This window comes from Streptosporangium sp. NPDC004379, from assembly GCF_042873875.1.
In the GTDB taxonomy this organism is placed as follows: domain Bacteria; phylum Actinomycetota; class Actinomycetes; order Streptosporangiales; family Streptosporangiaceae; genus Streptosporangium.
Genome location: NZ_JBIAMC010000003.1, coordinates 285,167 through 299,084, shown reverse-complemented (window position 1 = coordinate 299,084; position 13,918 = coordinate 285,167). Strand labels below are relative to the sequence as shown.

The window sequence follows — 13,918 nt, the reverse complement described above, 5'->3', positions numbered from 1 at the left end:
GAGTGTGCCGCCACGGCATGGTGTCTCGTTGAGGGTTCAACCTGCTGAACCGATCGACTCCGAAGGAATCCCATGCCCCTGTTCGACCCCGGCGCGTCCACGGACCGATCCCGTTCACTCGTCCCCCGGCTCACCGCGGGTCGCATCGGCGCCGCCCCGGCGGCGGCGGTGGTGCTCGCGCTGGTCGCCGCCTGCACGAGCACCCCGACGTCGGCGGATCGCAAGCCGCAGCCGTCCTCCGCCGGGCTGGATGCCTACTACGGGCAGAAACTGTCCTTCGGCTCGTGCGAGGGCTACGCCACCACGCCGGGGCAGAAGAAGCTCTACGTCAATCCCTTCGAGTGCGCCCGGCTGAAGGTGCCGCTGGACTACCAGGAGCCGAACGGCAAGGCCATGCAGGTCGCGGTGCTCCGGCTTCCCGCCCAGGGGGACCCCGGACAGCGCATCGGGTCACTGGTGCTCAACCCGGGCGGTCCGGGTGGTTCAGGCATGGTCCAGGCGACGAGCTTCGCCGCCGCGTACGCGAAGAGCCCACTGCTGCAACGGTTCGACGTCGTGGGGTTCGATCCGCGCGGGGTCGGGTCGTCGACCCCCGCGATCAGCTGTTTCACCGACGCCGAACGCGATCGCGGCGAGGACCAGACCACGCTGCTGGCCTCCGCGGGTGAATGGGCCGAGGACGACACCCGGCGCCTGGCGGAGCGCTGCGCGAAGGGCTCGGGCGGGAAAGAGGTCCTGGCAGCGGTCGGCACCCGCAACGCCGCCCGGGACATGGACGTCCTGCGCTCGGCCCTGGGGGACGAGAAACTGACCTACGCGGGCCAGAGCTACGGCACCCGGCTCGGCGCGGTCTACGCCGAGATGTTCCCCCAGAAGGTACGGGCGCTGGTGCTGGACGGCGTGGTGGACCCCACCGCGGAGAACCCGCGGCGGCGGCTCACCCAGCAGGCCGGCTTCCAGAAGAACTTCGAGAAACTGGCGGCCTCCTGCGCCGCCGGCAAGGACTGCCCGCTGGGCGACGACCCGGCCAAGGCCACGGAGGCCTTCCAGAAACTGGTCCGGCCGCTGATCGACAAGCCCGTCCCCGCCGGCAAGGGGCGCACGATGAACTTCAACCAGGCCGTCGGGAGCGTCACCGCCGGCCTCTACTACCCCGAGGCCTGGCCCGTGCTCATCAAGGGCCTCGCCCAGCTCAAGAAGGGCGACGGGACGCAGATAACGAAGGTGGGCGACCTGTTCGGCGGCCGGGACGCCTCCGGCGTCTGGGACAACTTCCTGGAGGCCAACCTCGCCATCAACTGCAACGACGAGGCGCGCCGCACCCCGGAGGAAGAAGCCCGGCTGCGCGCCGACATCATCAAAACCAGCCCGTACGTGGACAGCGGCGAGAAGGTCGAAGGCGTCACCCGGGACGCGTGCGAGTCCTGGCCCGGCGAGCCCAGCCTCGGCATCCCCTACGCCCAGGACGTCAAGGACCTGCCCGGCACCCTGATCATCTCCGTCACCGGCGACCCGGCCACCCCCTACGCGGCCGGCAAGGTCCTGGCCGACGCGATCGGCGGCACCGTGCTCACCGTCGAGGGCGCGCGGCACACCGTCGCGCAGGAGGGGGTCAACCCCTGCGTCAACGCCGCCTTCGCCGACTACCTCATCGATCTGAAGCTCCCCGCGGAAGACCGGCACTGCCGGCTCTGAACAGGACCGCCGGTCATCGATCTGGATTTCCCGGGCAGGAATCCGGCGCCAGGAGACCGAGCGGTCCGAGCACCGACGCGCCCGGCCCATCGACACGAAGGACGGCATGCACAACCCTCAAGCACACCCGGTCATGCGCTCGCTGGGAGCGTTCGAACACATCATCGACCTCTACATCGGCCGTAACCCGGTGCAGTTCTCACTCGCCGTCGAACTCGGGTCGCCCGTCTCGGCGCAGCGGCTGGAGGACGCGCTCGCACACCTCCAGAAGACGCACCCGCTGCTCACCGCCGGCATCGACCGCACCGGCGACCGCCCGGTGTTCCGGGGGTCTGCCGAGACCATCCCCGTCCGGCAGGTCCGCGGCGGCGACTGGCGCGAGGCGGCGGCACAGGAGCAGACCCGCCCCATCGACGCCGGCGGGAGTCCCCTGGCACGCGCGACGCTCGTGAGCGACGCCTCCGGTGACCACGGAACCGTCGTCCTCCTGACGTTCTCCCACCAGGTCACCGACGGACGCGGCGCGCTGCGCGCGGCACACGACCTCCTCGCGATCCTCGACGGGCGGACGCCCCCGGCCCGGCCGGTGCCCATCGATCAGGAGAGCCTGCTGGAGCGCCTGCCCCGGGCGGAGCGGCCGGCCGATCACACCCCCGCCCCCGCTCCTCCGGCGGAGGCGGCCGATCACGTCCCGGACGCTCCGGCGGATCCGGCCGCCGCCACGATCCGCCCGTTCGACGCCACGGCGCCGAGCGTCGAGGTCGCCGAACTCGACCCCGCGACCACCGGACACCTCCGCTCGACCGCCCGCGTCCACGGGTCGACCGTCCAGGGCGCGCTCTGCGCCGCCGCCGCGCAGGCGCTCTCCGCGCGCACCGGTGCCGAGAGCATCCGCATCAACGTTCCCATCGACCTCCGCTCGGCGCTGGGCCTCGATGACGACGTCGTCAACCGCTTCACGGCGACGACCGTGGTTCTGCGGGAACCCGCGCGCGGCACGCTCTGGTCCCTCGCGAAGGACGCGACCGCGCAGCTGCGGGCGGCACGCGACGCCGCCCGCGACGCGGCGCTCATGCTCGCCTCGCTCGACCCCGCCGACGCCCTGGAGGCGGAGGCGGCGATGCTCGCCGCCACCTCCGCCGACCTGGAGATCACCAACCTGGGAATCTCCGAGCCCGGCACGCCGTCCGCGGTCGCGATCTGGGGCCCGACGATGACGACGCAGGTCCGCGACGAACGGATCCTCGGCGTCGTCACGCACGCCGGATCACTGCGGATGGCGCTGACGACGCACGGCGACACGAGAGGTCTCCCCGCCGACATCGCCGACCGCCTCACACACTGCGGGGTCGTTGAGGGGGCCGACGCTCTGCGGACGTAGTACGGCGCGCCCCGGACATCGGGTCCGAGACGACGGGTGACGGCTCCGCGGGCGGCGGGGCCGTCACCCGTCCGTCAGCCGTCGAGCTGCACACCGCCCACGAAGGCGTACCGCTCCGTGCGGGTGAAGAACGGCCTCGGCCCGTCCGCCGGCGCCGTACAGGTCACGGTGCCCCCATGCCCACCGGCGAGGGCCGACGCCGCCACGCGGCGAGGAAGCGGACGACGACGAGGCCGGCGGCCACCGCGGCCGCCGCCAACACGATCGCCTGCCCCATGGCCTCGATCCGCTCGTTCCTGCCGGGCGGAAGCACGACCATCTGCACGGCGGCGCCGACCGGCACGACCAGCCTCGCGAGCAGACCGGCCACGTCCGGCCGCCGGGCGCAGGCGCCCACGGCTCCCAGGGGCGCACCGAAGAGGATGCTGGTGACCCACCAGAAGAGAGGTTCGGACTCGTACCAGGAGGACAGCGGCCCACCGCCCCGGACGGTGTCCACGAAGCTGTAGGCCGCCGTGGCGGCGAGCAGGGCCAGGGCGGCGGCGGCAGCGGCCCGGACCGCCGTCCCGGGACGGTCCTCTCCGGCGCACGCGACCAGCCAGCCGATGAGGACCGCGAACCCCGCCCACGCCCAGCCGGAGTCCACCAGCACGCTCACGATCTCCAGCGCCGAGACCCCGCCGGTGGTGGCGGCCCGGCTTTCGAGATCCGCGTAGTGGTTGGAGAGGACGTTGGTCAGGGAGGTCGCCGCGCCGAAGCCCGCTCCGGCCGCGAGGGCGCCCGCCAGGATCTTCACGAGGCGCGCCGTACCCGGTCCGGTCCGACGTCGGGAACTGTTTCGGTGGTCTTCGGTCACGGGCGCCTTTCTACCGCACCCGCCGCGGATCCCGAGACGGCCGGCCTGACGGCCCCGCGGGTGGGGCCGCCTCCGGTTCGCCGTACGGGTCCGGTCGGAGAAGCCGTACGGATCACTCAGGGGGTCGTTCGGCCGGAGGAGCGGCGGGGCCGACTGAAAGGGCGGCGGGGGAATTGCCGATGCGTGACTGATTCGGCGGGACGCCGGTCTTCCGTAGCGTTCTGAGCCACGGGGACGAGCACATCGCCCCGGGAGGGTTCCGGACGGCGACGAGCGCGCCCCCGGAACGTTCCGTCAGCGGGAACGAACGCGTCCCCCGAGAATCCGGCCGGTTCCCCGATGCCCCGGCCAGCAAGGAGATCGACATGCCGTACTTCGAGACCGCCGACGGCACCCGCCTGGCCTATGAGGACTACGGCACCGGCGCGCCGATCGTGTTCGTCTCCAGTTGGGTGCTGAACAGCGACATGTGGGAGTACCAGGTGCCGTTCTTCGCCGAGCGGGGATACCGCTGCGTGCTCCTCGACCGCCGGGGCCACGGCCGCTCCGACCGCCCCTCGACCGGATACGACATCGACACCCGGGCCGACGACCTCGCCACCCTGATCGAGCACCTCGACCTGCGGGAGGTCACGCTGGTGGGGCACTCGGCCGGCGGCGGCGAGATCGCCCGCTACCTGGCCCGGCACGGCGAGGACCGCGTCGCGCGCGTGGCGTTCGTCGCGGCGATCCTGCCGTTCCTGAAGCTGACCGACGACAACCCCGGCGGCGTCCCCGAGGAGATGAGCGAGGCCACGGTCACCCAGTTCCAGACGGACCGGCCCAAGTGGTTCGCCGACCGGGCGCAGGGCTTCTTCGCCACCCACCTGGGCAACGACGTCTCCCCCGCACTGATCGACCTCACGATGCGGCAGTGCCTGAGCGCGTCCCCCTGGGCCACGACCGCCGTCTGGCGGGAGACGTTCTCCTCCGACCACCGGGACGCGCTGCGCGGGATCACCGTCCCGACGCTGATCGTCCACGGCACCGCCGACCAGTCGGCGCTGGTCGAGATCACCGGCCGGCGTACGGCGGAGCTCATGCCGGACGCCGTCTACAAGGAGTACCCGACCGCGGGCCACGGACTGTACGTGACGCACAAGGACCAGCTCAACGCCGACATCCTGGAGCTGATCAAGGGCTGACCGGGGTCCGCCCGCCTTCGGGCCGGCCACCGTACGAAGGACCGGGCGGCGGGCCGTACGGAGGGCCGCCCGCGTTCGCGGAGGTCAGGAGGGTCCCACCTCGGTGGGGCCCTCCTTCCAGCATTTCCACCAGGTCAGTCGTCGAACTCGCCGAGCTTCACGCCGCCCACGAAGGCGTCCCACTCCGCACGGGTGAAGAACAGCTTCGGCCCGTCCGGGTCCCTGGAGTCGCGCAGCACGTACAGCGGGCCGAGGTCGGCCTTGTGGCCGGTGGCCGGGGAGTCCACCACCGCCACCTCGACGCATTCACCGTCGTCGTCCCCGGAGGTCGCCCTCCGCCAGACGGCGCCGCTCAGATCCGCCTCCATGTCGCACCGCCTTCGCCGTGGGTCCGGCGCCCGTCCGGGGCGCTCCTCGGTATCCCGGTCAGTATCCGGGCCGTCCCCCTCACCCGCAACGGCTTGCGGTCAATCCACCGTACGCCGGGCCGGGCGGAACGACCGGTTCCGGGCCGGCCCGCCGGGATCACACCCGAACGCTTTGCGGCCAATCTCTCACGCAAAGTAACCGACTCGTGCCACGCTGTGAAGCGCAGTTCGACGAGCGACCGGAGGGACGGCGGCATGGCCGAAACGGCTGACCACACCTTCCGATCATGAAACGCCCGCGCCGCCGGGTTCCGGGTGATGGCGGCGGCGCGGGTCACGCTCCGGGAGGGCACGGCGCGGACGACCGTCGGCCGCCCCTTCCGGTGAAAGCCGGTGGCTCCGTTCCCTCACCGGAGGAGGGAGGGAGCGGGGCCACCACCACGCGTCCTGCCGGGCGCCTTCCACCACCGTCCGGCCGGACCGTCCCCGATGGAGTCCCCCACCCAGCGGAGACCCACCCGGCGACGTGCCCCGTCCACGCGCCCCCGAGACGGGCGGCGGCACGCGAACCCGACGCCCATCCCTTTCCGCACGGAGCAGATCATGACCATCATCACCGACGACGCCCCGGCCGCGACGGCCGCGGGGCCTCGTCCCGGAGCCGCGGTCCATCGGGGGAAGACTCCGGACACGCACGTCCATGACGGTCCGGAGGCAGCTCCGGACCCCGGTCCCACCGGGGCGGTCCCCGGCCGCCCCGGCACGGCGCTCGCGCCCGGCGGCCCGAGCGACCCGCACGGCCTGAACGGCCTGAACGGCCCGAGCAGCCTGAGCGACCCGAACGGCCTGAGCGGCCCGAACGGCCCGAACGGCCCGGAGGCGATGCCCGCCCCGGACGGCCGGGGAACGGCGGACGTCCCGGAGAGCGGGCACGGCCTCGGCCCCGCGGGCGACCTGGAGGCGCTGGCCGAGTCCCTGGAGCGGCGGGGGCTGCTCGGACGGGTCCGCGTGGCCTACCGCCGTCCTCCCCAGCCGGTGAGGACCGATCCCGAACTGCGCGCCCTCACCGAAGAGGTCCGCGCCGCATCCCGTGAAGAAAGCTGGTGGCAGCAATGGTCCTGGACAGAGCCGACCGCGCCGGCAGGCGAGGCGGGCACCGCCGCGGCGATCCACCCCCCGCTGCCCGCGCAGCGGCGGGACGAGAGCAGTCCCTCGACTCCGCGGTCGAGGTGGACGGACTCCACCCTGACGAGGCGGCCCGCCCCGGATGGGTGGTCCTCTGGCGCCGATGGGCCCGCTCGTTCTGGGCGTTCCCCTGCTGGATCACCGACGACCCCCGGCCCGTCGAGGCGGGACGGGTGAGCGAGTTGCTGTCCCTGATGACGGAGGTCGAGGTCGCCGACGCCGCTCGGCGGCGCGACCTCGGCGGGTAGGGGCGCCGGGAGAACGAGGGACGCCCGGTCGGGGGAAGCGGCCGGAGCCGTCCGCGTCGCGTCTCCGCCGTCCATGCGGTCCGGAGATCACCGCACCGCGTCGTGGCCGCTCAAGCGCCCGGTGACCATTCAGGCTCGGCTGCGGGTCCGGCTCCGGGCGACGGAATCCCGCCATAGGATCCGCCGAAATCTGCCAATCTGATCTACAGGCGTCTATCATCTCGGGATATTCAAGGTTACGGGGCGGCAGCGAATACGAGAGATGAACCGGTGAACGACGGATTCCCGCAGACCATCAAGGCGATGGCGCATGAGTACAACCGGCAGGCCGAGCGCCTGCGTCAGGCGTACAGCGAACTGGCCGAGCTCACCGCGACCGCGCGGTCGGACGACCAGATGGTCACGGTGACCGTGGGGCCACGGGGGCAGATTCAGAACATCGAACTGGATCCCCGGGTGTACCGGAAGCTCTCTCCGTCGGAGCTGTCACAGTCGATCATGGAGCAGATCGGGGCGGCCGTGGCCCAGACGGCGGAGCGCACCAAGGAGCTGATGGAGCCGTTCCTGCCGGCGGGTCTGCCGTACGAGCAGGTCTTCGGTGAAGAGGCGAGCCTGGAGTCGTTCCTGCCTCAGCCGGTCGACCTCCGGCGGTTCGAAGAGGGAGCGAACGGGTGACCACCGGCCCCGACGACGGCTACGGGAGCGAGACAGGACTGTCCGGAAGCGGAGGAACAGGTTCGGACGGGTACCGGGCCGAGTGGGAAGAGCTCCGGAACCGATCGCTGTGGGCCGACGACAGTGCACTGCGACTGGACGACGAGCGCCACCTCCTGTCCGACGTGTTCTTCCGGGAGGGCAACCCCCTGGGCAGCGACCAGTACGGTGCGGCCCTGGAGAAGAACCTCTACACGATCAGGGAAGGCATCTTCGGTGCCTTCTACACCGCCATCGGACAGGCTGAGGACATCCGCGACGGACTGCGGGACAACGCCTCGACGTACGAATCGGCAGAGTCTGCGACGGATTGGTGACCGGCCTTGGGGTTCGACGGGTTCCTGGTTCCTGACTGGGCCAAGCCGTATGTGGGCTGGGCCGTGGGCATGGACTGGCCGGAAGGCGACGAGTCGGGGTGTTACCGGCTGGCCGACGCCTGCGCCGCCTCCGCGAAGAACGTCGCCCAGATGGAGGGGCTGATTCCCCCGATGGGCTGGGGCGACGGCTGGGACGGCGACGCGCTGAAAGAGCACCTCGAGTACGTGCGGAAGTACGCCGATCCGGTTCTGGTGGACCTCGTCGACCAGCTGGTCAAGGGGGCTCTCGAGTTCAACGAGATGGGCGTGCAGGTCGAGTACACCAAACGGATGATCGAGGTCTCCGTCTGGTTCCTCATCTTCCAGATCGGCTGGCTGCTCGTGGCCGCGGTGGGACCGTGGGGAAGCGTGTCCCTCGCCATGATCGGACCCCGCGTGCAGCTCGCCAGGCTGACGATCGCGCAGCTCGGCAGAAAGCTGCTCATCAATGCGGGTCTGTTCGGCGGGCTGATGGGCGGCATGGACCTGGCTGTGCAGGCGTCACAGTCACGGCGCGACCATCTCGACTGGGCCCAGATCGGGACGTCGGCGGGCATGGGCGCGCTGATGGGCGGCTTCCTGACCGCCTTCACCGGTTTCTTCCCCACCAGGTCCATGTGGGGTCTGATGGGCAGGTCGGCTCTGGCCAGCGGTGCGACCACGGCGGCCCCCATGCTGTTCAGCGGCGAGCCGATCGACTGGGAAATGGTCATGAAGGGGGTCACGTCCGGCGCGCTGGGCGGCGCCGACGCGCACTGGGCGAGCTGGGGTCAGGGCGCGCACCCGATCGGCGACGGACCCGTGGGAGGCCGGGGAGGCTGGGGAGGAGGTCACGGCGGCCCCGACGCCTCGCCCGGTCACGTTCCGGGTAAGGGGCCCGACCCGTTCCCGCCCCCGGGGAGTGACGGCTACGGACCGGGTGTGTTCGGCAAGTCAGGCACGAGCGAGGGTGCGCCGCTGTCCGCGTTCAAGCAGGGCGCCGACCACCCCGGCTCCCACCTGACCGCCGACCCGGCGTCGTCCGTGCCCGGCAAGGCCGGATGGCCGGACGGCACGACGACCCATCAGACGGGACACCACGCGGTCCAGCAGACCGGACACCACGCGGTCCAGCAGACCGGACACCAGACGGCTCACCAGACCGCGCACCCGGCAGGGCAGTACGCCGACGGGCCCGCCACGACGCACACCACGCTGAGCGGCACCGGTCAACCGGTTCCGAAATCCGATGCCGTTCCCGGGTCCTCCATCGACTCGCTGATCAACGGACCTCACGCCGGCGATGTCCCGGCCGCGTCCAAACCCGGCGTCGGACCCGTCAACGGGCCGATCGCCGGAGCAGTCGCCGGTCTCAAGATGAACTGGACGGGCGGGAACGGCTCGCCCGGCCACCTGCCACCGACCTTCCATTCCACCGCACAGGGACCCGTCGCGCCGCACGCCCCCGGAACCGGGACCCACCCGGGCGCCCCCTCCTCCCTTCATACTTCCAAGATCGACGCATTGCTGCACCGGACGGAGGGCGGGACCGAGCCGGGCGCCCATGGAGGAGTGTCCGCTCACTCCCCGGAGACGACCGTCCCGGCGGCGACCACTCACTCGGCGGCGGTGAGGGAACCGACGTCTCCGTTCCAGATACTCGCCGATCCCGGGCTGTCCGGCGACGGCTACATCGGCCATGGAGTGTGGGGGAAGTACGGGGCCGCCGGTGTCCTGATCAAGAACGTGGACCAGCACGGTGTGCCGCGTTATCTCCTCGTGGAGATGGGCCCCGTCTCCCCGCACGTCGGCAAGTGGCAGCTGCCCGGCGGAGCCCTGGACAGCAAGGAGACCGCCCCCCAGGGCGCGGCCCGTGAGCTGAGCGAGGAACTGGGCGTCGACCAGGCGTATCTCGACAAGCTCAAACTCACCGGGTCGCACGTCTTCGAGGGGCCAGGCGGGTGGACGTACACCAACCTCGCCGCCGAAGGGGAGATGTTCTCACCGAAGATCGACAGATATGAGACCACCGACGCGAAATGGTTCACGCTGCCGGAGCTGGCCGAGCTGGCGAACGAAGGGCGGCTTCACCCCGCCTTCAAGAACGCCTTGCCCGACGTACTCGCGCTGTACGACCAGCCGGTGACCGCCCTGAGCACGGCGGCCGAAGCGGCGCCGAAGACCGCCGCCGTGGACGGGCACACGACAACCGCCGCCGTGGACGGGCACACGAAGACGGGCGAGCAGGCGGGCAAGGTCACGAGTGATCCGGCCGGTGCCGTCCCGGACGGGAAGACCGGCCACCCGAACCTATTCCTGGCCACGGGTTCCTACACCCCCATGTCCGGATCCGTTCACGTCACGCCACCGGTGGACTTCGGAGCGATGCCGCCCGGTCACGTCCGCGCGGCCCTGCCCGACGGTTCGGTGCTTCCGCTCAAGGGGCTCAGCGCGGAGGTGTCGCAGGCATTCGGCGAGACGCTCAGGAACTGGGAATCGGGGCTCTTCTACGTCGGGCCGGCTCCCCACGTCACGCTGGACGCACCGTTCGGTGCGCGCCTGGTCGACACGTCGTTCGGTGACGCGGTCTGGGGCGGCACCGTCAAGGCCATGCCGGACGGCGTCCGGCAGTCGGTCGAGACCTACACCGGCTCCGGATACATGCCCATCAATGGATACCTGCGAGACAGCGCCTATTTCGAGAAGAACCCGGATTACACGGGCATGCCTCCCGAGGAACAGCGCGCCCAGGCGATCTCGCACATCGAGCGGCTGAACGAGGCCACCAACCTGCGTCTGGTGCCCGAGACGATCGACGTGTTCCGCGCCCTGCACATGGCCCCGGACCTCTTCTCCGTGCCCATCCACGAGTTGCCGGGCACCGTCCAGCGGGATCCGGCGTTCATGTCGACGAACATCGGGAAGGCAGCGGTCTGGGACTACCACCCGATCATCCTGCATCTGCGGGTGCCGGAAGGCACTCCGGCCCTGTACGTCAAGGCCATCAGCAAGCACGGGAGCGAGCAGGAACTGCTGCTCGGCAATGGCCGGGCGTGGTTCGCGGAGGACGTGGTGCGGCGGGACGACCAATGGCACATCTACGGCTGGGTGCTGCCGGACGACGGCGGCTGAGGAGGGATGACCGATGTCATTGCAGGACCAACCGGAGTTCAGGACCGTCTGGGCGCCTGAGGGCTTCGCGCGCACGACCGAGTCGGCCGTGCGCTTCTCCCCCGTCGTTCTCGGCGACGCGGTGGTGGGGTACCTGTGGGCGGCGACCGCCGACGACGCGGCTCAGTACATGGCCCGCGAGGACAGCGGCGACGCCGGCTTCAACGCGGCCGTGTCGTGGGTGCAGCGGCTGCGCTGGGCCAAGGCCAACGGGCTCACCCCGCTTCAGGCGCTGCGCCACTGGGCAGGGCAGGAGGAGGACCCGCGTGCGGGCCGGGTCCCGCCGGACACGGAGCGGGAACTGCCCAGCCTGCGGGCGCTGGAAGAGCTGGCCGCCGGTTGACGGGCCGTGCCCGGTGACGCCGATGGCGAGTCGCGCCGGACGGCCCGCTCAGGCGAGGCGGCGCCGGGCACCGCGGCATCAGGCGTCGGGCGGGGCGACCGTCTTCGGAATTCACACCCGTGAGCGGAACCCGGCGGTTCCCCACCCACCCGCCGCACGGAGAACGAGATCAGCGGGTGGACACGGACCGCTTCTCGGCACCGGTGTTCTGGTGATCGTCTCCCGCTCCCAGGCTTCCGAAGACCGCCGTCACGGCCACGGTGAGCCCGAGGATGGCACGTATCGCGTTCCGCATCATTCTCACCTCCATAGCATGGAGGTCTGTTTCTTCCCTGGATGCGGTTGGCTATCCCCAACGACACTGATATATCAATACATCTGCACCATAATGGGCATTTTTTCGGCCTTCCGATCTTGACGCCGGCCGGTTCTCCCGCCTCACGCGTTCAGGCCCCGAGGTCCGCGGCCTCCGCGCGGAGCCTGGCGCCCTTGGCGTGGGCCTGCTCCTTCAGCGCCACCTGGAACGCCTCCATCCTGGCCCGCAGCTCCTCGTCGGCGGCGGCGAGGATCCGTACGGCCAGCAGCCCCGCGTTGCGGGCGCCGCCGACGGCGACGGTCGCCACCGGCACCCCGGCGGGCATCTGGACGATCGACAGCAGTGAGTCCATGCCGTCGAGGTACTTCAACGGGACCGGGACGCCGATCACCGGCAGCGGGGTGACCGAGGCGAGCATCCCGGGCAGGTGGGCGGCTCCCCCGGCGCCCGCGATGATCACCTTCAGGCCGCGCCCGGCGGCCTCCGAGCCGTAGGAGATCATCTCCTCGGGCATGCGGTGCGCGGAGACCACGTCGGCCTCGAACGCCACTCCGAACTCGGCCAGCGCCTCGGCGGCGGCCTTCATCACCGGCCAGTCGGAGTCGCTGCCCATGACGATGCCGACGTCGGTCATGCCTTCTCCTCGCGATGTCGTGATCTCAGATCCCGTGGTCTTGCGTTCCCGTGGTCCCATGGTCTGCCCACGGACCGCGCCATGGGCGCTCCCGGCGCGAGAGCGGGTCCCGCGGCGGACGGCCCGGACGCGGACGCCCTCGAAGGAGGGCTCAGGTGTAGACGCCCTCGGAGAGGTAGACGGCGGCGTGCCTGGCCCTGGCCCGGACCTCGTCGAGGTCGGTGCCGAGGGCCGTGACGTGGCCGATCTTGCGGCCGGGCCGTACCTCCTTGCCGTAGAAGTGGACCTTGATCCCCGGGTCGTGGGCCATCACGTGCTCGTAGCGGGAGAAGACGTCCGGGTCGTCGCCGCCCAGGAGGTTGGCCATCACCACGACGGGGGCCGCCATCGAGGGCGAGCCGAGGGGGAGGTCGAGCACGGCGCGCAGGTGCTGCTCGAACTGGGAGGTGCGGGCGCCGTCGATGGTCCAGTGGCCGCTGTTGTGCGGGCGCATGGCCAGCTCGTTCACCACGAGACCCGAGGAGGTGGCGAACATCTCGACGGCCAGAAGCCCGGTCACGCCCAGCTCGTGGGCGATCTTCAGGGCGATCCGCTGGGCCACGGCGGCCTGCTCGGGGTCGAGGCCGGGCGCGGGGGCGAGCACCTCCACGCAGATGCCGTCCTGCTGGACGGTCTCCACGACCGGGTAGCTGACGCCCTGGCCGTGCGGGGACCTGGCGACGAGGACGGCCAGCTCGCGCTCGAACGGCACGAACGCCTCCGCCATCAGCGGCACCCCGGAGGCCAGCACCTCGGCGGCCTCCCCGGCGGACCGGCAGACCCAGACGCCGCGGCCGTCGTAGCCGCCGCGGACCGCCTTCAGCACGACCGGCCAGCCGTGCTCGGCGGCGAACGCCTCGACGTCGGCGGCGGTCTCGATCCGCCGCCAGGGCGGGCAGGGAGCGCCGATCGCGGTCAGCCGCTCGCGCATCACGGCCTTGTCCTGGGCGTGCACCAGCGCGTCGGCGCCGGGGTGCACGGCGAAGCCGTCGGCGGCCAGCGCGCGGACGTGCTCGGTGGGGACGTGCTCGTGGTCGAAGGTGACGGCGTCGCACCCCTTGGCGAAGTCGCGGAGGTCCGCCAGTTCGCGGTAGTCGCCCAGGCGCACGTCGGAGATCACCCGGGCGGCGCTCTCGCCGGGGGCGGCGGCCAGCACCCGCAGCTCCACCCCGAGGGCGATCGCCGCCTGCTGTGTCATCCGGGCCAGCTGACCGGCGCCGATCATGCCGACGACGGGGCCGAGGGAACGTGCGGAGGAAGGGCTGCTCACGTCGGTCGAGTTTACCGGCCCGGTACGGCCGGCCGCCGCGAGCCCCGGATCCGGAGGATCAGGCGGCGCGGGGAGGCTGGGCGACCGTTCCGGGTCGCCTGGCGAGGCACGGCCGCCCAGCGGCTTTTTCCGCCCGATCAGCGTAACGTGATGTTGACGGATTTATCCGACTCATCCAT

12 protein-coding genes are annotated in these 13,918 nt (G+C 71.4%); 8 read left to right on the top strand and 4 right to left on the bottom strand.

The window, feature by feature from the left end; genetic code table 11:
- Window positions 1–72: 72 nt before the first annotated feature.
- Together ACFYSC_RS08590 and ACFYSC_RS08585 are read left to right on the top strand one after the other, a co-directional pair.
- Entirely contained in the window at window positions 73–1,695 is a 1,623-nt protein-coding gene (locus ACFYSC_RS08590) for an alpha/beta hydrolase (RefSeq protein ID WP_389958569.1), read from the top strand.
- A gap of 106 nt (window positions 1,696–1,801) precedes the next feature.
- Window positions 1,802–3,076: a hypothetical protein gene (locus tag ACFYSC_RS08585; RefSeq protein ID WP_389958566.1), complete on the top strand. Its 1,275-nt coding sequence runs from the start codon at window positions 1,802–1,804 to the stop codon at window positions 3,074–3,076.
- A gap of 163 nt (window positions 3,077–3,239) precedes the next feature.
- Here ACFYSC_RS08585 and ACFYSC_RS08580 read toward each other — a convergent pair whose 3' ends face one another.
- Window positions 3,240–3,872, bottom strand: a complete 633-nt coding sequence (locus ACFYSC_RS08580; protein ID WP_389958564.1) for a hypothetical protein — start codon at window positions 3,870–3,872, stop codon at window positions 3,240–3,242.
- Window positions 3,873–4,297: 425 nt separating this feature from the next.
- Between ACFYSC_RS08580 and ACFYSC_RS08575 the strand changes: the two genes are divergently transcribed.
- Window positions 4,298–5,116 carry an alpha/beta fold hydrolase gene (locus ACFYSC_RS08575; protein WP_389958561.1) on the top strand — a complete coding sequence of 273 codons (819 nt, stop codon included), beginning with the start codon at window positions 4,298–4,300 and terminating at the stop codon, window positions 5,114–5,116.
- 134 nt (window positions 5,117–5,250) lie between these two features.
- Here the strand turns inward: ACFYSC_RS08575 and ACFYSC_RS08570 are convergent, their stop codons facing one another.
- The gene (locus ACFYSC_RS08570; protein WP_389958559.1) at window positions 5,251–5,484 is read right to left on the bottom strand and encodes a DUF397 domain-containing protein; all 234 of its coding nucleotides are present in this window, start codon (window positions 5,482–5,484) and stop codon (window positions 5,251–5,253) included.
- A 1,103-nt stretch (window positions 5,485–6,587) separates the two neighbouring features.
- Between ACFYSC_RS08570 and ACFYSC_RS08565 the strand changes: the two genes are divergently transcribed.
- The 5 genes from ACFYSC_RS08565 (at window position 6,588) to ACFYSC_RS08545 (ending at window position 11,480) form a co-directional block, all read left to right on the top strand.
- A complete protein-coding gene (locus ACFYSC_RS08565) occupies window positions 6,588–6,917 on the top strand; it encodes a hypothetical protein (protein WP_389958556.1) in 330 nt (109 codons plus the stop codon).
- 270 nt (window positions 6,918–7,187) lie between these two features.
- Window positions 7,188–7,592 (top strand): YbaB/EbfC family nucleoid-associated protein, encoded by a 405-nt coding sequence (locus tag ACFYSC_RS08560; protein WP_389958554.1) that lies wholly within the window; start codon window positions 7,188–7,190, stop codon window positions 7,590–7,592.
- Entirely contained in the window at window positions 7,589–7,948 is a 360-nt protein-coding gene (locus ACFYSC_RS08555; protein WP_389958551.1) for a hypothetical protein, read from the top strand. Before ACFYSC_RS08560 ends, ACFYSC_RS08555 begins: the two co-directional genes overlap by 4 nt.
- 6 nt (window positions 7,949–7,954) lie before the next feature.
- Complete coding sequence (locus tag ACFYSC_RS08550) at window positions 7,955–11,098, top strand: ADP-ribosyltransferase (RefSeq protein ID WP_389958549.1); 3,144 nt, start codon at window positions 7,955–7,957, stop codon at window positions 11,096–11,098.
- Window positions 11,099–11,111: 13 nt separating this feature from the next.
- Complete coding sequence (locus ACFYSC_RS08545; RefSeq protein WP_389958546.1) at window positions 11,112–11,480, top strand: hypothetical protein; 369 nt, start codon at window positions 11,112–11,114, stop codon at window positions 11,478–11,480.
- 446 nt (window positions 11,481–11,926) lie between these two features.
- On the opposite strand, the gene purE is transcribed toward ACFYSC_RS08545, so the two are convergent.
- Both purE and ACFYSC_RS08535 read right to left on the bottom strand, forming a co-directional pair.
- Window positions 11,927–12,430 carry a 5-(carboxyamino)imidazole ribonucleotide mutase gene (gene purE, locus ACFYSC_RS08540; RefSeq protein WP_389958544.1) on the bottom strand — a complete coding sequence of 168 codons (504 nt, stop codon included), beginning with the start codon at window positions 12,428–12,430 and terminating at the stop codon, window positions 11,927–11,929.
- Between the two features lie 151 nt (window positions 12,431–12,581).
- Complete coding sequence (locus tag ACFYSC_RS08535) at window positions 12,582–13,739, bottom strand: 5-(carboxyamino)imidazole ribonucleotide synthase (protein ID WP_389958541.1); 1,158 nt, start codon at window positions 13,737–13,739, stop codon at window positions 12,582–12,584.
- Between the last annotated feature and the right edge of the window lie 179 nt (window positions 13,740–13,918).